Below are 18,223 nucleotides of genomic sequence, written 5' to 3' on the forward strand. Positions count from 1 at the left end.
TCGCGTTGGCATATTAGAGCATGCATTTCGAATTTTGCGAACATCCGAGCGATGCGACACCCGAAGATTTTCCCGCCAACGGAAAGTAACATATCTGTGTATGTAATTCCTGGCAAAAAGAAAGCGCCGCGACTTGCGCGGCGCTTTGATTGTTACTTGTGATGAATGTCCGTTGTGCCTGATTGCGGCGCTGTCGGCGCCCGTCGCCTAAGCCATGTCAGCGGCGGACGGCGATGTTCTCCACCTGGGTCACGTCACGCACGGCGCCGCGGTCGGCGCTGGTGGTCAGGGCGGCATAGGCGCGCAGTGCCGGGGAAACCAGACGGTCGCGGTTGACCGGCTTCCAGGCATCCATGCCCTTGGCGTTCATCGCGTCGCGGCGGCGCTGCATCTCCTGGTCGTCGACGGCGAGACGGATGATGCGGTTGGGAATGTCGATCTCGATGCGGTCGCCGTCCTGCACCAGCCCGATGGCGCCACCCTGGGCCGCTTCCGGAGAGACGTGGCCGATCGACAGGCCGGACGTGCCGCCGGAGAAGCGGCCGTCGGTCACCAGCGCGCAGGCCTTGCCCAGCCCCTTCGACTTCAGATAGCTGGTCGGGTACAGCATTTCCTGCATGCCGGGACCGCCGCGCGGACCCTCGTAACGGATGACCACCACCTCGCCAGCCTTGACCACGTCGCCCAGGATGCCGGCGACGGCATCGTCCTGGCTTTCGAAGACACGGGCCGGGCCGGCGAAGACGAGGTTGGAGGCGTCGACGCCCGCCGTCTTCACGATGCAGCCGTTCTCCGCGATGTTGCCGTAAAGCACGGCGAGGCCGCCGTCCTGGCTGAAGGCGTTCTCGGCCTTGCGGATCACGCCCTTCTCGCGGTCGAGGTCCAGTTCCGGCCAGCGGCGTTCCTGGCTGAAGGGCACGACGGTCGGGATGCCGCCGGGGGCGGCCCGATACAGGGTGTGGACGGACTGGTCCTGGGTGCGCATCACGTCCCAGCGGTCCAGCGCCTCGCCCAGCGTCGGGGCATGGACGGTGGGGGCCTCGCGGTTCAGCAGGCCGGCGCGGTCCAGCTCGCCAAGGATGCCAAAGATGCCGCCGGCGCGGTGGACGTCCTCGATGTGGACGTCGGCCACGGCGGGAGCGACCTTGCAGACGTTGGGGACGCGGCGCGACAGCCGGTCGATGTCTTCCATGGTGAAATCGATGCCGCCCTCCTGCGCCGCCGCCAGGATGTGCAGGACGGTGTTGGTCGAACCGCCCATGGCGATGTCGAGCGTCATCGCGTTCTCGAAGGCTTCCTTGGTGGCGATGCCGCGCGGCAGGGCGGTGGCGTCCTCCTCCTGGTACCAGCGGCGGCAGAGATCGACCGCCATGCGGCCGGCGGCGAGGAACAGCTCCTTGCGGTCGGCGTGCGTCGCCAGGATGGTGCCGTTGCCGGGCAGCGACAGGCCCAGCGCCTCGGTCAGGCAGTTCATCGAGTTGGCGGTGAACATGCCGGAGCAGGAGCCGCAGGTCGGGCAGGAGCCGCGCTCCATTTCCGCCGCTTCTTCATCCGAGACGGTCGGGTCGGCGGCGGCGACCATGGCGTCGATCAGGTCGACCGACTTGATCTTGCCGCGCCACTTGACCTTGCCGGCCTCCATCGGGCCGCCGGAGACGAAGACCGCCGGGATGTTCAGGCGCATCGCGGCCATCAGCATGCCGGGCGTGATCTTGTCGCAGTTGGAGATGCAGACCAGCGCGTCGGCGCAATGGGCGTTCGCCATGTATTCCACCGCGTCGGCGATCAGCTCGCGCGAGGGCAGGCTGTACAGCATGCCGCCATGGCCCATGGCGATGCCGTCGTCCACGGCGATGGTGTTGAACTCCTTCGCCACGCCGCCGGCTTTCTCGATCTCACGCGCCACCAACTGGCCCAGATCCTTCAGATGGACATGGCCGGGGACGAACTGGGTGAAGGAGTTGGCGATGGCGATGATCGGCTTGCCGAAATCGCCGTCCTTCATGCCGGTTGCCCGCCACAGGCCGCGCGCGCCCGCCATGTTGCGGCCGTGGGTGGAGGTGCGGGAACGGTAGTGCGGCATGGATCGGTCCTCAGCTGGTCGATTTTGGCGAATTGGCGAAAGGAATGGAACGAAAAGGGTGGGCACCTTAGCAATCTCCTGTCGCGCGCGCCAGAGGCGCGATCCCGTCCAGGGCGCCGGAGGCGCGACGCGGGCGTGGCCCTGCCATGCACGCCGCGAGGATTGCCGATGATAAGCATGCTTATTAGTTTTGAAGAACCGATAAGCAAGCTTACGATCCGCCGATGTCCTCCCCTGCCGATCCCCGCTCCGCAAATGCCCATTCGACGAGTCTGGGCGCCGTTTTGACCGACACGGCGCGCCTGATGCGCGTCCGTTTCGACCAGCGCGCCCGCCATCTCGGCCTGACCCGCGCGCAATGGTCGGTGATCGCCACGCTGGCGCGGAACGAGGGGATCAAGCAGGCGGCGCTGGCCGACCTGCTGGAGATCGAGCCGATCACGCTCTGCCGGCAGATCGACCGCATGGAGGAGGGGGGCTGGATCGAACGCCGCACCGATCCGACCGACCGGCGCGCCCGGCTGCCGCACCTGACGCCGAAGGCGCATGCAGTGCTGGAGCAGGGCCGGGCGCTCGCCACCGGGCTCTATGCGGAGGCCCTCGCCGGCCTGCCGCCCGATGCCGAAGCCATGCTGGTCGAGATGCTGGCCCATATGCGCGCCAACCTCTCCGACCGCCGGGCCGAACCGCCCGCGAAGACCGCAGCTCAAAAGATCGCCGCCAAAGCCTGACGACCCCGCTTTTTTCCTCGGGACCCGACCGCCATGACCGCTGTGACCGCCCGCGATACCGATACCCGCCCAGATGCCCAGAATCCGGCCGCCAAGCCCGTTCGACGGACGCGCTGGCGCCGCTGGCTGCTGATGGCCGCCCTGCCGCTGCTGGTGGCGGTCGGCGGCGGCTATGAATATGTCATTGGCGGACGCTATGTTTCGACCGACAACGCCTATGTCCAACAGGACAAGGTGACGATCAGCCCGGACATCTCCGGCCGCATCGTCGAGGTGGCGGTGCATGAGAACCAGCCGGTCCATCGCGGCGACCTGCTGTTCCGCATCGACGACGAACCCTACCGGCTGGCCTTGCAGCAGGCGGATGCCTCGCTGGCCTCGGCCCGGCTGAAGGTGGAGCAGCTGCGCGCCGACCTGGGCGAGGCGCAGGCCAAGCAGGCCGCGGCGGAAGAGAAGGTCTCCTTCGAACAGCGCGAGTTCCAGCGCCAGCAGGATCTGCTGAAGACCGGCGTCGTGGCGCGGGCCACCTACGACTCGGTGCGCCACGACCTGATGGCGGCCCAGCAGGATCTGAACACGGAGAAGCAGGCGGTGATCAGCGCCTGCGCCGCCCTTGGCGGCGATCCCGACATCCCCACCGACCGCCATCCGACGGTGCTGGAGGCGCTGGCGAAGAAGGCATCGGCGCAGCGCGACCTCGACCACACGGTGGTGGCGGCGCCGGCCGACGGCGTGGTCAGCCAGACCGACCGGCTTCTGGTCGGGCAATACGCCTCGGTCGGGCTGTCGGCGGTCAGCCTGGTGATGAGCGGGTCGAGCTGGGTCGAGGCCAATTTCAAGGAAACCGACCTGACCCACATGGCGGTCGGCCAGACCGCGACGGTGGTGCTGGACGCCTATTCCGGCCGCACCCTGACCGCCCATGTCGAGAGCATCGGCGCCGGCACCGGATCGGAATTCTCGGTCCTGCCCGCTCAGAACGCCACCGGAAACTGGGTGAAGGTGGTACAGCGGGTGCCGGTCCGCCTCCGCATCGACCGGACGGAGGGCGAGCCCGTGCCGCTGCGCACCGGCCTCAGTGCCGAGGTGGAGGTCGACACCCACTACAGCCGGCCCTTGCCGGGCGCCATCGGCAACGCGGTCGCGGCGATCCGGTAAGGCAACCACGCATCCCATCATCCGCAGGCATTCCATGGCCGTCCCCCAATCCCCGGCAGCCCCGCATGAGGTGAAGCATCGCGGCATGATCACCGTGTCGATCATGCTCGCCACCATCATGCAGGTGCTGGACACCACCATCGCCAACGTCGCGCTTCCCAGCATGCAGGGCAGCCTGGGGGCGGCGCAGGACACCATCACCTGGGTGCTGACCTCCTACATCGTCGCGGCGGCCATTGCGACGCCGGCCACCGGCTGGATGGCGGACCGGTTCGGGCGCAAGCGGCTGTTCCTGATCGCGGTGGCGGGCTTCACCGCGGCGTCGGTGCTGTGCGGGCTGGCCGGCAGCCTGACGCAGATGGTGGCCTTCCGGCTGGTGCAGGGCATCTTCGGCGCGGCGCTGGTACCGCTGTCGCAGTCGGTGCTGCTGGACATCAACCCGAAGGAGCGGCACGGGCAGGCGATGGCGCTGTGGGGCGCCGGCATCATGGTCGGCCCGATTGCCGGGCCGACGCTGGGCGGCTGGCTGACCGACAGCTTCAGCTGGCGCTGGGTCTTCTACATCAATTTGCCGGTCGGGCTGCTGGCCTTTGCCGGCATGGCGGTCTTCCTGCACGAGACCAAGGGGCGCATCCGCAGCTTCGATTTCTTCGGCTTCGCCATGCTGGGTCTGGCGGTCGGCGCCTTCCAGATGCTGCTGGACCGCGGCGAGCAGCTGGACTGGTTCGGCGCGACCGAGATCTGGATCGAGACGGCCCTGGCCGCCTGCGCCTTCTGGGTCTTCGCCATCCACATCGCTACCGCCCATGGCAACACGAAGACCGAGCCCTTCATCGACCCGGCGCTGCTGCGCGACCGCAATTTCGTCACCGGGCTGATCCTGATCTTCGTGATCGGCGTGATCCTGCTGGCGACCATGGCGCTGCTGCCGCCGATGCTGCAGAACCTGCTGGGCTACCCGACGGTCACCACCGGGCTGGTGCTGGCGCCGCGTGGCGTCGGCACGATGATCTCGATGCTGATGGTGGGGCGGCTGGTGCGCAGGGTGGACGCGCGGCTGCTGATACTGGCCGGCGTGCTGCTGACCAGCTGGTCCTTGTGGTACATGACCGGCTTCACCATCATGATGGATCGCGAGCCGATCATCATCAGCGGCGTGGTGCAGGGGCTGGGCCTGGGGCTGGTGTTCGTGCCGCTCAGCACCATCGCCTTCGCCACGCTGGAGCCGCGGCTGCGCACCGACGCCGCCAGCCTGTTCAGCTTGGTCCGCAACCTGGGAAGCAGCGTCGGCATCTCGGTGGTGATGACCCTGCTGTCGCAGAACACCCAGATCAACCACGCCAGCCTGGCCGCGCACCTGACGCCCTTTTCCCAGGCGATGACCGAGCAGGTCACCGCCGCGCCCGAGGCGCTGGCGATGCTGAACGCCCAGGTCACGCAGCAGGCGGCGATGATCGCCTACATCGACGACTTCAAGCTGATGATGTATGTCGCCCTGCTGGTCATCCCGATGCTGCTGCTGCTCCGGCGACCGAAGGCGGGCGCTCCGGCCCCGGAGGAAGCGTCGGTGATGGAGTAGGGGCGCCGCTCCTGTCAGGATGCCATGCTCGACATCGCCCGGCAGCTTTCGGCGCAGCGTCGGCACATCTCGGCGCACCGCTTCATCCTGGCGTCGTCGGCCATACGGTCGCACCGGTCGGCGCAGGCCGCACAGATCTCGGCACAGGCGCCGCAGGTCAGATGGTGGAAGCGGGAGCCGCGGATCATGAAATCCGCGCTGGTGCGGCAGATGTCGACGCAGTCCAGCATCAGGCGGACATGCCCGGTCTCCGCATGCGCACCGCCCTTGGTCAGGCAGTGCGATACGGTTTCCAGGCAAATCGTGTGGCAGTCGGTGCAGTTGCGGATGCAGTCGTCCATCGACGGCGTGCCGGCCATAACGGTTCCTCCGGAGAAGAGTGCAGGAATGACCTGACAACCGGCTCCGGGGCCGCTGGGTTCCGGCAAGGAAGGCTGGGGTCAGCCGGCCGTGGCGCTCTTGCCGCCGTCCTTCTTCGAGCTGCGCGGGGGCTTTGCAGCCGGAGTTTTGACGGCTGTGGATTTGGCAGCCGTAGACTTGGCAGCCGTAGACTTGGTGGGCGCCGCCTTGGCGGTGGTTTTTGCCGGAGCCTTGACGGAGGCGGCCTGCTCGGCCGGAGCGGCATCGGCCTTCGGCTTGGAGGCAGGCGCCTTGGAGGCGGCCGGCTTGGCCTTCGCAGGCTTGGCCGCTTCGGATTTGGCGCTCTCCGCCGGGGCGCTCGCGACCTCCGACAGGGATTCGGCGGCGGCACGGGTGCTCTTGCCGGCGGTCTTGGAGGTGGCGGTCTTCTTGCGCGAGCCGGCGACCTTGCCGGTCGGCTCCAGCGCACCGGCGCCGCGGACTTCCGCCTCGGCCTGGGTCCAATGGTCGGAGTCGCGGCCGTGCGGACGGCCCTCGCTCTCCCACAACTCGTGGGCGCGGCGTCGGATACGCTCCTGGATATCGTCGGTATCGGCCATCGAGTTCCCCATTTGTCTGTCAGGCAATTGTCTGCCCGGCGGGTCTGCCATACCGTATTTTGTGGCAGCGACCCGCCAACGTTGCAAAGCCACTCGTGCGAGGCACCACGAAAGAGGCGGAGACTCCCGACTCCGCCGTTCCATGAGGGCAACACCGGAGCAAGCGTCTGGTTCCCGGAGAGAAACGGAGATGATTCCCAGAGGGAACGGGAGATGGTTCCCAACCGGCCTGTTCCGTGCCACAAGGCGGCCAATCCGACCCTTGAGCCGTGCCAATCATGATGCCTGCACCCTCCGCCGCCCGTCCCTCCCTGTTCGACCGCGTCGCGGCGGCGCCCTGGTGGCTGCTGTGCGCCGGGCTGGCGGCGGCGATGGCGCTGTCGGTCCTGCTGGTCGGGTTCCGGCTGCCCTACTGGGTGCATTCCGATCAGGATCTGGTGCTGGCCTATCACGGGCTGCTGTTCGGCGACGGGCTGCCGCAGGAGTATTTCGACCATCCCGGCTACGGCTATTTCCTGGTGATCGATGTCTGGTACCGGCTGCTGCATGCGGTTGGGCTGCTGCCGGTCGCCAGCCTGTCGGCCCTGCCGCCGGGCAGCGACGTCGCCGCGACCGAAGCCGTGTGGCAGGCGCTGGTTCAGGCCGGGCGGGCGCTGTCGATCCTGCTGACCGCCGCCTTCGCCGTCAGCTATGCCACGCTGCTGCGCGGGCTGGTGGAGGACCGCCGGGTGGCGCTGCTGGCCGGCATCCTGCTGGCCTTCGGCGTCGGGTTGACGGCGCAGGGACGGCAGATGCGCACCGACCTGCTGTCGGCCGGCTTCGTCGTGCTGGGGCTGCTGCTGGTCCTGCGGGCGGTGCGGCCGGCGGACGGCAAGCCGTGCGGCGGCGCCTCGCTGCTGCAGCTGGCGCTGGGCGGCCTGCTGGTCGGGCTGGCCATGGTGACCAAGGTGCAGGCGGTCTTCCTGGCGATGGGGCTGCCGGTGGCGGCGATCCTGTTCGGGCGGCGGGCGCAGGCCGTGCCGGAAAAGGGCTGGGGCGTTGCCGCGCTGGTCGGGCTGCTGGCGGCGGCTGCGGCGGTGCCGGCCTTCGGGCTGATCCAGGCCGGGCTGGCCGGCTGGGGGCGGGCGGTCTATCCCTACACGCCGGTTGGAAGTTGGCCGGGGGGCGGGCTGTCGGGCGGCGGCTATCAGAGCATCGTCGCCGGCTGGGTGCTGGTCGGCATCCTGATCCATGCGGCGGTCCACCGGGTGCCTGCGGCCCGTGCGGTCGCCGGGGCGGCGGCGGTGCTGCTGGGGCTGGCGGTCGGGCTGCTGGCGCTCGACATCCGCTGGAACGAGCAGAACGCCATCGCCGTGGCGAACTTCGTCGAGCACATGTTCGTCTTCTCCTCCTGGCGTCATGGGGCGGAATTGCAGGGCCAGGGGAACGTGGTCGGGCAGGGGACGCTCGGGCTGCTGCTGGCCGGCATCGGCCGGACGCTGGCGATCCGCACCATCGTCCTGCACCCCGACAACATCCCGCAGACCATCGTCGTCGAGTGGTTCGCGCTGGCCGGTGCCGTGGTGCTGTGGCGGCGGGGAGAGAGGCTGGCGGCGGTGCAGGCGCTGTTCCTGCTGCTGGTCGCCTGGGGGCTGGAGTCGCTGTTCTCGCTGCGCGGCTTCCAGCGCGCCTATGCCGCCTACACCGACCCGCTGGCGATCCTGTCCGCTGCCTGGGTGCTGGCGCGGATGCCAGGGCTGCTGGAGGGCAGGAAGCCGCGGCGCTGGATCCTGGGCGGCGTGGCGCTGGTGGTGGTCGCGGCCCATGCCTGGCCGGTCATCGAAACCCGCAAGCTGCCGAATCCGGCGACCCATTGCGAGTGGATCCCGATCTACATGCCCAAGGTGGCGCCGTTTCCCTTCTGCCGTTAGGAACCTCCCAGGGTCCGTGCGCGGTCGAGCGCCTCGACCACGCCGGCGCTGTCGATGTCGTTGAAGTCGGGGCGGTGGTGGATCAGCACGCGCGGGCCGGTGCTGTGGATCGGGTTGGAGGCGTCGGAGAACACCACGACGGTGGGGCAGCCGACGGCGGCGATCAGGTGGGTCGGGCCGGTGTCGTTGCCGACGGCGCCCCAGGCCCGGCGCGCCAGCCCGCCCAGTTCCGGCACGCTGGTGCGGTCGGTGAGGTCGACCGCCTGCGGGCAGGTTTCCGCGATCACGCGGGCGAGGTCACGCTCGATGCCGGTGCCGATCACCGCGGGCACGATGCCTCGGTCGGCCAGCGCCGCCGCCACCTCGGCATAGCGGCGGGCCGGCCAGCGCTTGTCCGGCCGTCCGGGAGAGGAGCCGGGAACCAGCAGGGCGAAGCGCTCCGGCAGACCGAATTTGGCAATGTCGGCGTCGAGCCAGGACAGGTCGGGCGTCTCGTCCGGGACGATGCCGAAGGGGGCGAGCTGGCGGATGTAGCGGTCGCGCACCGGCACCTTGCGCCTGCCTTCGTAGCGGTCGGGATGCGAGGCGCCGTGGGCGGTGCCCGACCATTCCGGCCAGGGGCCGGGGAACAGCAGACGGTGATAGAGGTCGGTACGGGTCTGCGCCTGGAGATCGTAGACGCGGTCGAAGCGGTGGGCGCGCAAGGCCCGGCGGATCGCCAGATAGGCCGACAGCGAGCGGTCGCGCGGATCCTCCAGCACCTCGTCGAACAGGCCGCTCATCCGGGCGAGCGGCGCGAGCGAGGGCAGGGTCAGCAGGGTCAGCCGGTCGCCGGCATGGTGGCGGCGGATGGCGGCGAAGGCGGTCTGGGCCAGGAAGAAGTCGCCGAAGGCGCCCAGCTTTATGACCAGGATGCGGAGCGGGCGATTGCTCATCGTGTCTTGTTCCCGATAGGGGCCGCGATGCGGGTTGCCAACCGCAGCATGAGTGCGGCGGCAAGGAATCCCGCCATCCACCAGGGCTGCCAGATGCCGTAGGCGGTGCTGCCCATCGCCATCGCGGTGGCGAACAGGGCGAGCGCGAAGGGCTGGTCGCGGCGCTCCAGCCGGGCGGTGGCGGCCAGCAGCAGCAGCATCGCCGCCAGTGCCAGCGCCGCCCCGACCGCCCCGGTCTCCAGCCAGACCTGGAGGAAGGCGTTGTGGGGATGCAGTGGCAGCAGGCTGTCGGCGATCGGCGAGAATTCCGACACCGCCCCTTCCGGCGGCAGGGAGCGCGAGGCGTCGATGCCCTGGCCGAACACCGGTGTGCGCAGCGCGCGGTCCGCCGCATGGCCCCAGATCTCCACCCGGTGCTGGGCGGAGCGGAACAGCAGGCCGGAATGGTCGAGGTCGAGCGGGCCGGAGAACAGCAGGGCGGCGGGCAGCACCAGCAGGAAGGCGGCGGTCACTGCGGCGCTGAACAGCCGGCGGGGCCAGGTGGCGGACAGGCGGGCGGCGGCCAGCGTGACCAGCCCGGCGGCGATGCCCAGCATGGCCGACCGGCTGGTCAGCGGCAGGCAGGCCAGCGCGTAGCCGACCGGCACCAGCAGGGCCAGCGCCTTGCGCCCGAAGCGGTCCACCGCCAGGGCGGCGGGCCACACCAGCAGGCAGAGCAGCGCCGCCGTCCGTTTCGGCACGTTGCCGTTCAGCAGGTTGGGCAACTGGTCGTCGGGCACGCTGTTCCACCAGCGGTTCAGCGGGAAGTCCAGCGCCGCCTCCACCGCGAACAGCAGGCCGCCGGCCAGCCCGCCGGCCAGGAACAGCCCAGCCAGCCGGCGCGCGTCGGCTGCCGGCAGCCCGGCGATCCAGGCGCCGCCGGCCAGCGCGCCGAGCGCGATGTAGCCGATCTCCAGCACCGTCGCGAGCGCGCGGTCCGACGGGCTCCACAGGGTGGAAGCCAGGGCCAGCAGAAGGAAGCCGCCCACGGCGGCGACCGGCGGCGTGAGGCGCAGGATGCGCCCGAAGGCCCCGCGCCGGGCCAAACCGGCGAGCGACAGCACCAGCACGAGGATGGCCCAGACCGGCAGCCCGCGCGGGGCGAGTGCCGCCAACGGCCCCAGCACCAGGGCGGTGGCCCCGGCCACACCGTGCAGCACGGCATCGACCCCGCGGCCGGCGGGAGACGGGCGGGAGGCTGGGGGGGCGGAGCGCGACGCGGTGGCGTCCAGGGACTCGACGGGCATGACCTTGACGCGGATCAGCGGAAACCGGCGGCGACTTAACCGCACTCCCGCCCCGAAAGCAACGGCGCGCGGTCGGTGAGGGCCGGGGGCCGGGCTGAAGGTTTGGAACAGCGTGGAACAGGAATTCGGCTGGTGTTCACCTGTTTCATGCGGAGCCGGGGCAGTACCGGGGCGCGCGGGGCGGGCTGACGGTTTGAAACAGCGTGGAACAGAAATCCGGGTGTGTTCCACTGTTTCATCGGGGGGTAAGACGTTGGCGGGAAACGCAGATCGGGTGAACGGCATCCGGCGGGGCATGGCGGGTCCTGACCGGCAGTGGCGAGGATGATAGTCCTATCATGGTTGTCGCGGATTGGGGAAAGGGTGGATGAAAATTGCGGGTGGCTCCTTCTCCTTGCTCGCTCGGTCCGCTGAAGTAGGGAGCGGCGCGTGCGCGATGCTTGAGGATCCTCGCTATGCATCCCCCTCACCCTAACCCTCTCCCCGGGGGGGAGAGGGGACTTCGGTCGTGTCGCGGGATAGCTCCCAGGGCGCTGTGGATTGGGTTACGCTCTGTTCCACATGGTCGAAGGGGGCGTGAGATGGACCGCAGCGAGGGGCAGGGGACCGACGGCTATCGGGTCCGCGTGATGAGCCGGGCCGAGTTGGATCTGGCCGTCGAGTGGGCGCGGCTGGAAGGGTGGAACCCAGGCCTGCACGATGCCGGCGCCTTCCATGCCGCCGATCCGGCCGGATTCCTGGTCGGGCTGCTGGACGGGCAGCCGGTGGCCTCGCTGTCGGTGGTCCGCTATCCGGGGAGTTTCGGCTTCCTCGGCTTCTACATCGTGCGGCCGGAGGCGCGCGGGCGCGGCTATGGCTGGACGCTGTGGCAGGCGGGGCTGCGCCATCTTGAGGGCTGCACCGTCGGGCTCGACGGCGTCGTCGCCCAGCAGGACAACTACCGCAAATCCGGCTTCGCCCTGTCCCACCGCAACATCCGCTTCGGCGGCAGCCTGCCGGAGGGCGGGGCCGGCGGGACGAGGATGGTGGACGCCCTGACGGTGCCCTTCGACCGGCTGACGGCGTTGGATGCCGCGCTGTTTCCGGCGCCGCGACCCGGCTTCCTCGCCAACTGGATCGCCCTTCCCGGTGCGGCGGCTCTGGCGGCGCTGGGAACCGGCGATGGCGATGTGAGGGGCTTGGGGGTGATCCGGCCCTGCCACGACGGCTGGAAGATCGGCCCGCTCTATGCCGCGGACGCGACGGTCGCGCGGGATCTGCTGCTGGCGCTGGGCCGGGCGGCCGGGGGCGGGCAGGTGTTCCTCGACGTGCCGGAACCGAATGCGGCAGGGGTGCGGCTGGCGGAGGAGTTGGGGCTGTCGCCGCAGTTCGAGACGGCGCGCATGTATCTGGGGCCGGCTCCGGCGACCGAGTTGTGGCGGGTGTTCGGGATCACGAGCTTCGAGCTGGGGTGATCCCCTTGCGGGCGGCGGAGCCCCTCACCCCGCCGCCGTTCTCTCCGCCGTCCTTTCGAGCGAGCGGACGATGTGCTCGGCCAGCAAATCCACCGCCTTGGGCAGCGGGCCGGGTTGGCGGTAGAGGGCGGTTTCGATGTCGGGCAGGTCGGGCAGGCCGTGTTCGGCGTTCACAATGTGGAAACCGGGGGCCAGCATGTCCTTCGGCAGGATCGTTACGCCGAGCCCGGCCGTCACCGCGGCCTTGATGCCGGCGAGGCTGGGGCTGGTGTAGGCCATGCGCCAGGGACGGCCGTGGGCGTCCAGCGCGTCGATGGCGCGCTTGCGGTGGATGTCCGGCGCCGGGGCGAGGACCAGCGGGACCGGAGCGGCCGCGTCGAGGATCAGCCGGTCCGACGCCACCCAGAACAGCGGCTCGCGCCAGACCCGGACGCCGCCGGCCGGACCCTGCGGCTCGCGTTTGCACAGCACGAGGTCGTATTCCCCGCTGGCGAAACGGTCGAGCAGGTTGACGGTGAAGTCGCACTGCACCTCCAGCGCCACCTGGGGATGGGCGCGGGAGAAGCGCCACAGCACGTCGGGCAGATGGGCGGTGGCGAAATCCTCCGGCGTGCCGAGCCGCACCACGCCGCCGACCTCCGGCTCCATCAGCAGGGCGCAGGCCTCGCCCGCCATGCCCAGCAGGCGGCGGGCGTAGGTCAGCAGGACCTCGCCATCCGGGGTCAGGTCGAGGCCGCGGCCCTCGCGCAGGAACAGCCGCTTGCCCAGCCCGTCCTCCAGCCGCTTGATCTGCAGGCTGATGGTGGACTGGGTCCGGCCCAGCCGCTCCGCCGCCCGCGTGAAGCCGCCGCTGTCCACGATGGTCACGAAGCTGCGCAGCAGGTCGAGGTCGAAGGGCGGCAGCGGAGCGGGCATGGCGGGCGGAGGGGCGGACGGAGGGGCGGGCGGGGATGGCATGGCGGTGGTTCCGGCTCGGCCGGTCAGGTCAGCACCGCCCGGCTCACTGCGAGGTAGAGTGGAATACCGACGAGGATGTTGAAAGGAAATGTGATGCCCAGCGACAGCGGAAGCGACAGGCCGGGCTCCGCCGCCGGCAGGGCGTGGCGCAGCGCGGCCGGCACCGCGATGTAGGAGGCGCTGGCGCACAGCGTCACCAGCAGGGCGGCGTCGCCGAGGCCGAGCCCCAGCGAGGCGGCGGCGGCAAGGCCGATGACCGCGCCGGCCAGCGGCATGACGATGCCGAAGGCGATCAGCCGCGGGCTGAGCGACACCGCTTCCCGCAGCCGGGAGGTGGCGAGATAGCCCATCTCCAGCAGGAACAGGCAGAGCACGCCGTCCCAGGGCGCGATGAACAGGCCGTGCAGGCTTTGCAGTCCGGGCTTGCCGATGACCAGCCCGACCAGCAGCGACCCGGCCAGCAGCAGGACCGAGCCGTTGAAGGCGGCTTCGCGGATGGCGCCCTTGATCGAGCCGCTCTGGGCCGGGCTGCCGCCGAGCGGAACCGACAGGCCGCCGCCGCCGCCCGCCGCCACGCCGGACACCATGCCGGCGGCGCCCGCCAGCAGCAGGCCGCTGACGATGGCCGGGCCTTCCATGATCGCCAGCGCCGCGACCATGTGGCCGCCGAAGGTGACCCCCTGACTTTCCAGCAGCTTGGTGGCCGTAACGAAGGTGACGAGGCTGACCGAGCCGTAATGGGCGGCGATGGCGGCCGCATTGACCTGATCCAGCCTGACCGTCGAGCGAAGCAGCCCGAAGCCGAGGACCGGCATCAGCAGGCTGAGCAGCCCGGCGGTCAGCAGCAGCGGCAGCACCGCGCCGACATCGGCGCCCGCCAGCGCCACGCCGCCCTTCAGGCCGATGGCGACCAGCAGATAGGCGGCGAGCGCCTTGCCGAAGCCGTCCGGGAACGGAATGCGCGCACGAGTGAGCGCGATGACGGCACCGAGGCCGAAGAACAGAATCGGTGCCGACAGCAGCGTGTCCATGATGGATCGTCCCTCGTTTCGATCGTCTGCACGGGTTTTGCCGCACTGTGGAAATCCATGGCGGCAAACCATGGGGCGGACGCTAACGGGGTATCTTCCTCATGGGAAATTGATAGTTTTCAGCGCTTTCATTGATTTTCTCAATGGAAGGCGGCCGGCCTCAGGCCAGTAGATCGTCCTGGCGGTTGCGCCGCATCCACAGGGCGGCGTAGCTGCACAGCGGGACGATCTTCAGCCCCTCGGTGCGGGCGGTCGCCACCACGCCTTCCATCAGGCGGCCGGCGGCGCCGGTGCCACGCAGCGAGGGTGGGGCCTCGACATAGGAAATAATCAGGGTCTGGCCGTTGCGGCGGTAGTTGGCGAACACCGTCTGGGTGCCGACCGCCAGTTCGAACCGGTTCATCGCGCGGTTGTCGGTGACCGCCTGTCCCATGCCTTGCTCTCCGTCTGCTGTGGGGCTCGCTCCCTTCAACAGATGGGGGACGGCGAAGAGACCGGTAGCCCCCCTTTTTCGTGGCTTCTTCTTACTCGTCCCTTTACTCGCCTTGCCAGCCGCAGGCGGACAGCGCGTCCTGCATATGCTCCGGCGCCGGGGCGACGGCGCTGACGGGTGGGTATTCGAAGGCCATGCGGAAGGCGACGGAGCGGGCCAGCAGATGCAGGTTGCCGGGTGGCCGGCGCTCGGGACCGTAGAAGGGCTCGCCCACCAGCGGACAGCCGATGGCGGCGCAATGGACGCGGATCTGGTGGGTGCGGCCGGTGCGCGGGCGAAGCTCCAGCCAGGACCGGCCTTTGCCGGTGCCCAGCACCCGGTAGTCGGTGACCGCCGGCTGGCCGGCCGGGTCGGGCAGGATCGTCCAGGAGGAGCGGCCCGCCCCGGCGGTTGATTTGGGCTCGATCCGTTTCAGCAGCGGCAGGTCGATGACGCCGGTCTCGGTCTCCGGGATGCCCTCGGCCACCGCCCAGTAGGTCTTCTCGACATGGCCGGCGGCGAACATCTGGCCCAGCCGCTTCAGCGCCCAAAGCGTGCGGCCCAGGATCAGGCAGCCGGCGGTGTCGCGGTCGAGCCGGTGGGCGAGCTTCGGCGGCTCCCCGTCCGGCTCCGACAGGTGGGGCAGGTACAGTTCCAGATGGTCGGTGATGCGCCCGGCCTTGTGGACGGCCAGCCCGGCCGGCTTGTCGATGACGAAGCACAGCTCGTCCCGGTGCAGCACGCGGGCGCGCAGTTGGTCCGCGGTGAGCGAGCCGGGGGCGGGCTGGTCCTGAGTCGGGGGAGTCGAGGTAAGCGAGTCGGGGATCATGGCCGGCACCATGACCGCGGACGCACCCTTCCTGCAAGTATTCGCAATAAAACGTCATACGGAAAGTTCGTTATTGAAGCCATGGTGCCCCAAAGGCAGCGGCACGGTGTCGCGCCGGTGGATTTCGCCGCGTTTCCAAGCGTTCCCGCCTATGAGAAAGGTTTGGTGCCGTCCTGGACGTAACGGATAAAGATCGGCTTGATTGAGGAGTTTCAGCCGGTTTTCATTTGATTTCGGCCTCTAGGACTAGCCTTTTGCCCGGTCTCGGAAGGTTTGTTGCGCAGTGACGGAAGGCGTGGCAGAAAGCCGGAACCACGGTCGTGCTTCCGCAGGCTTCGCTTGCGGTCGGGTGCCGCCGTGGAACCATGGATTTGACTTCGCCTCAACCACAAGAGACGTCCAATGCGGAAACCCGTGCGCAAGGTGGTGTTCCCGGTCGCCGGTCTCGGCACGCGCTTCCTGCCGGCCACCAAGGCCATCCCGAAAGAGATGCTGCCGCTGGTCGACCGCCCCCTGCTGCAGCACGCCGTCGAAGAGGCGCGCGCCGCCGGCATCGAGGATTTCGTTTTCGTCACCGGCCGCTCCAAGCGCGCCATCGAAGACCATTTCGACGCCGACACCGAACTGAACCGCACGCTTGAAGAGCGCGGCAAGATGGACGCGCTGGAAGAGGTCCGCCACAGCGAGATCGCTCCCGGCCGGTGCTTCTACACCCGCCAGCAGGTTCCGCTGGGCCTCGGCCATGCCGTGTGGTGCGCCCGCGCCCTGATCGGCAACGACCCGTTCGCCATCGTGCTGCCCGACGACTTCGTCCAGGGCAAGACCCCCTGCCTGAAGCAGATGGTCGAGGCGTACGAGGAGGTCGGCGGCAACATCGTCGCCGTCGTCGACGTTCCGCGCGAAAAGACCAGCAGCTACGGCATCCTCGACGTCGAGAAGGACGACGGCCGTCTGGCCACCGTCCGCGGCCTCGTCGAGAAGCCGAAGCCGGAAGACGCGCCGTCGACCCTGTCGATCATCGGCCGCTACATCCTGCAGCCGGAAATCTTCGACCATCTGGAAAAGCAGCAGCGCGGCGCCGGCAACGAAATCCAGCTGACCGACGCCATGGCCAACCTGATCGGCAACCAGCCGTTCCACGGCCTGCGCTTCGAAGGCACCCGCTACGACTGCGGCGACAAGGTCGGCTTCATCGAGGCGACCCTCGCCCACGCGCTGAACCGGCCGGACATGGCCGACAAGGTGCGTGCCATGCTGCGTAAATATTGCTGACCGACGGGCAGCATGCCTGACGCGGTGCCCGCCCCCGTCCCCTGATCCGGACGGGGGCGGGCGCGTGCGTTTGGACTGCATTTCAATAAGAGCCGGCCAGAGTCGAAAAGGCCGGCCATGAGGAACGCCTCGCGGCGAAGACCCGCCAGGGCATCCCGGAAACATACAGGTTTTCCTTTTTTCAAGGACATGAGGGGGACGCGATGCGCATTGCGATGATCGGCACGGGCTATGTCGGCCTGGTCTCCGGCGCCTGCTTTTCCGAATTCGGCGTGCACGTCACCTGCGTCGACAAGGACGCCGGCAAGATCGAGCGGCTGAAGAACGGCGAGATTCCGATCTACGAGCCCGGCCTGGACGACCTCGTCGCCCGCAACGTCGCCGCCGGCCGCCTGTCCTTCACCCTGGATTTGAAGGAGGCGATGCAGGGCGTCGACGCCGTCTTCATCGCGGTCGGCACCCCGTCGCGCCGCGGCGACGGCCATGCCGACCTGTCCTACGTCTATGGCGCCGCCGAAGAGATCGCCCAGCATCTCGACCACTACACGGTGGTGGTGACGAAATCGACGGTCCCGGTCGGCACCGGCCGCGAGGTCGAGGCGATCATCCGCCGCGTCCGGCCCGAGGCCGAGTTCGACGTCGCCTCCAACCCGGAATTCCTGCGTGAAGGCTCCGCCATCGGCGACTTCATGCGGCCGGACCGCGTCGTCATCGGCGCCACGTCCGACCGGGCGGGCGAGGTGATGCGCCGGCTCTACCGGCCGCTCTACCTGATCGAGACGCCGATCGTGGTGACCTCGCTGGAGACGGCGGAGCTGACCAAATACGCCGCCAACACCTTCCTGGCCGCCAAGATCACCTTCATCAACGAGATCGCCGATCTCTGCGAGAAGGTCGGCGCCAACGTCCACGACGTGGCGCGCGGCATCGGGCTGGACGGCCGCATCGGCAAGAAGTTCCTGCACCCCGGTCCGGGCTATGGCGGGTCCTGCTTCCCGAAGGACACGCTGGCGCTGGTCCGCACCGCCCAGCAGGTCGGCAGCCCGCTGCGCATCATCGAGACGGTCGTCGACATCAACGACAAGCGCAAGAAGCAGATGGCCGAGCGCATCATCGCCGCCTGTGGCGGGTCGGTGGACGGCAAGACCGTCGCGGTGCTGGGCGTCGCCTTCAAGCCGAACACCGACGACATGCGCGACAGCCCGTCGCTGGACATCGTCCCGGCCTTGCAGGCGGCGGGGGCCCATGTGCGCGCCTTCGATCCGGCGGCGATGCACGAGGCCGAAAAGCTGCTTCCCGGCGTGGAATGGGCGAAGGACGCCTACGGCACCTTGGAAGGGGCCGATTGCGTCGCTATTCTCACGGAGTGGAACGAATTCCGCGCGCTCGACCTGCGTCGGGTGAAGTCGATGCTGAAGCGGCCGGTGATGATCGATCTGCGCAACATCTACAACCCCGACGACATGGCGAAGGCCGGCTTCACCTATACCTCCATCGGCCGGCCGTCGCCAGCCGGCGGGATGGACCGCGGCTGACGGTCCGAAGACGGCGTCCAACAGAGGACTAA

16 protein-coding genes are annotated in these 18,223 nt (G+C 69.1%); 7 read left to right on the forward strand and 9 right to left on the reverse strand.

Annotation, left to right across the window (positions count from 1 at the left end; all coding sequences use genetic code 11):
- Nucleotides 1–217: 217 nt before the first annotated feature.
- Nucleotides 218–2,083, reverse strand: coding sequence for a dihydroxy-acid dehydratase (gene ilvD, locus ABNQ40_RS06260; RefSeq protein WP_109048260.1), 1,866 nt, complete (start codon nt 2,081–2,083; stop codon nt 218–220).
- 224 nt (nt 2,084–2,307) lie between these two features.
- Here ilvD and ABNQ40_RS06265 point away from each other — a divergent pair, with 224 nt between their 5' ends.
- The 3 genes from ABNQ40_RS06265 to ABNQ40_RS06275 are packed head-to-tail and all read left to right on the forward strand — an operon-like array spanning nt 2,308 to nt 5,551.
- Nucleotides 2,308–2,814 carry a MarR family winged helix-turn-helix transcriptional regulator gene (locus tag ABNQ40_RS06265; protein ID WP_109048261.1) on the forward strand — a complete coding sequence of 169 codons (507 nt, stop codon included), beginning with the start codon at nt 2,308–2,310 and terminating at the stop codon, nt 2,812–2,814.
- 33 nt (nt 2,815–2,847) lie between these two features.
- Nucleotides 2,848–3,972 carry an HlyD family secretion protein gene (locus ABNQ40_RS06270; RefSeq protein ID WP_109048262.1) on the forward strand — a complete coding sequence of 375 codons (1,125 nt, stop codon included), beginning with the start codon at nt 2,848–2,850 and terminating at the stop codon, nt 3,970–3,972.
- Nucleotides 3,973–4,006: 34 nt separating this feature from the next.
- Entirely contained in the window at nt 4,007–5,551 is a 1,545-nt protein-coding gene (locus ABNQ40_RS06275) for a DHA2 family efflux MFS transporter permease subunit (RefSeq protein WP_109048263.1), read from the forward strand.
- A 14-nt stretch (nt 5,552–5,565) separates the two neighbouring features.
- Here the strand turns inward: ABNQ40_RS06275 and ABNQ40_RS06280 are convergent, their stop codons facing one another.
- Together ABNQ40_RS06280 and ABNQ40_RS06285 are read right to left on the reverse strand one after the other, a co-directional pair.
- Nucleotides 5,566–5,910 (reverse strand): four-helix bundle copper-binding protein, encoded by a 345-nt coding sequence (locus tag ABNQ40_RS06280; RefSeq protein WP_109048264.1) that lies wholly within the window; start codon nt 5,908–5,910, stop codon nt 5,566–5,568.
- A gap of 81 nt (nt 5,911–5,991) precedes the next feature.
- Nucleotides 5,992–6,510, reverse strand: a complete 519-nt coding sequence (locus tag ABNQ40_RS06285; protein ID WP_109048265.1) for a DUF2934 domain-containing protein — start codon at nt 6,508–6,510, stop codon at nt 5,992–5,994.
- A gap of 278 nt (nt 6,511–6,788) precedes the next feature.
- On the opposite strand from ABNQ40_RS06285, the gene ABNQ40_RS06290 reads away from it, so the two are divergent.
- Nucleotides 6,789–8,420, forward strand: a complete 1,632-nt coding sequence (locus ABNQ40_RS06290) for a glycosyltransferase family 39 protein (protein ID WP_109048266.1) — start codon at nt 6,789–6,791, stop codon at nt 8,418–8,420.
- On the opposite strand, the gene ABNQ40_RS06295 is transcribed toward ABNQ40_RS06290, so the two are convergent.
- Both ABNQ40_RS06295 and ABNQ40_RS06300 read right to left on the reverse strand, forming a co-directional pair.
- Nucleotides 8,417–9,355: a glycosyltransferase family 9 protein gene (locus tag ABNQ40_RS06295; protein ID WP_109048267.1), complete on the reverse strand. Its 939-nt coding sequence runs from the start codon at nt 9,353–9,355 to the stop codon at nt 8,417–8,419. The two genes, ABNQ40_RS06290 and ABNQ40_RS06295, sit on opposite strands and share 4 nt — an antisense overlap.
- On the reverse strand, nt 9,352–10,641 hold the full coding sequence (locus ABNQ40_RS06300; RefSeq protein ID WP_109048268.1) for an O-antigen ligase: 1,290 nt from the start codon (nt 10,639–10,641) through the stop codon (nt 9,352–9,354). The genes ABNQ40_RS06295 and ABNQ40_RS06300 overlap by 4 nt, the downstream gene beginning before the upstream one ends.
- A gap of 581 nt (nt 10,642–11,222) precedes the next feature.
- On the opposite strand from ABNQ40_RS06300, the gene ABNQ40_RS06305 reads away from it, so the two are divergent.
- Entirely contained in the window at nt 11,223–12,095 is an 873-nt protein-coding gene (locus ABNQ40_RS06305; RefSeq protein ID WP_109048269.1) for a GNAT family N-acetyltransferase, read from the forward strand.
- A gap of 24 nt (nt 12,096–12,119) precedes the next feature.
- On the opposite strand, the gene ABNQ40_RS06310 is transcribed toward ABNQ40_RS06305, so the two are convergent.
- The 4 genes from ABNQ40_RS06310 to ABNQ40_RS06325 form a co-directional block, all read right to left on the reverse strand.
- Entirely contained in the window at nt 12,120–13,052 is a 933-nt protein-coding gene (locus ABNQ40_RS06310) for a LysR substrate-binding domain-containing protein (RefSeq protein WP_247879595.1), read from the reverse strand.
- Between the two features lie 23 nt (nt 13,053–13,075).
- Nucleotides 13,076–14,083, reverse strand: a complete 1,008-nt coding sequence (locus ABNQ40_RS06315) for a sodium-dependent bicarbonate transport family permease (protein WP_109048271.1) — start codon at nt 14,081–14,083, stop codon at nt 13,076–13,078.
- A gap of 160 nt (nt 14,084–14,243) precedes the next feature.
- A complete protein-coding gene (locus tag ABNQ40_RS06320) occupies nt 14,244–14,516 on the reverse strand; it encodes a GNAT family N-acetyltransferase (protein ID WP_109048272.1) in 273 nt (90 codons plus the stop codon).
- A 103-nt stretch (nt 14,517–14,619) separates the two neighbouring features.
- Complete coding sequence (locus ABNQ40_RS06325; protein ID WP_109490748.1) at nt 14,620–15,384, reverse strand: RluA family pseudouridine synthase; 765 nt, start codon at nt 15,382–15,384, stop codon at nt 14,620–14,622.
- A 402-nt stretch (nt 15,385–15,786) separates the two neighbouring features.
- Between ABNQ40_RS06325 and galU the strand changes: the two genes are divergently transcribed.
- Together galU and ABNQ40_RS06335 are read left to right on the forward strand one after the other, a co-directional pair.
- Nucleotides 15,787–16,656, forward strand: coding sequence for a UTP--glucose-1-phosphate uridylyltransferase GalU (gene galU / locus ABNQ40_RS06330; RefSeq protein WP_098735854.1), 870 nt, complete (start codon nt 15,787–15,789; stop codon nt 16,654–16,656).
- Nucleotides 16,657–16,859: 203 nt separating this feature from the next.
- On the forward strand, nt 16,860–18,191 hold the full coding sequence (locus ABNQ40_RS06335) for a UDP-glucose/GDP-mannose dehydrogenase family protein (protein WP_109048273.1): 1,332 nt from the start codon (nt 16,860–16,862) through the stop codon (nt 18,189–18,191).
- Nucleotides 18,192–18,223 lie beyond the last annotated feature (32 nt).

The organism is Azospirillum sp. A23 (assembly GCF_042938965.1).
In the GTDB taxonomy this organism is placed as follows: Bacteria; Pseudomonadota; Alphaproteobacteria; order Azospirillales; family Azospirillaceae; genus Azospirillum; species Azospirillum melinis.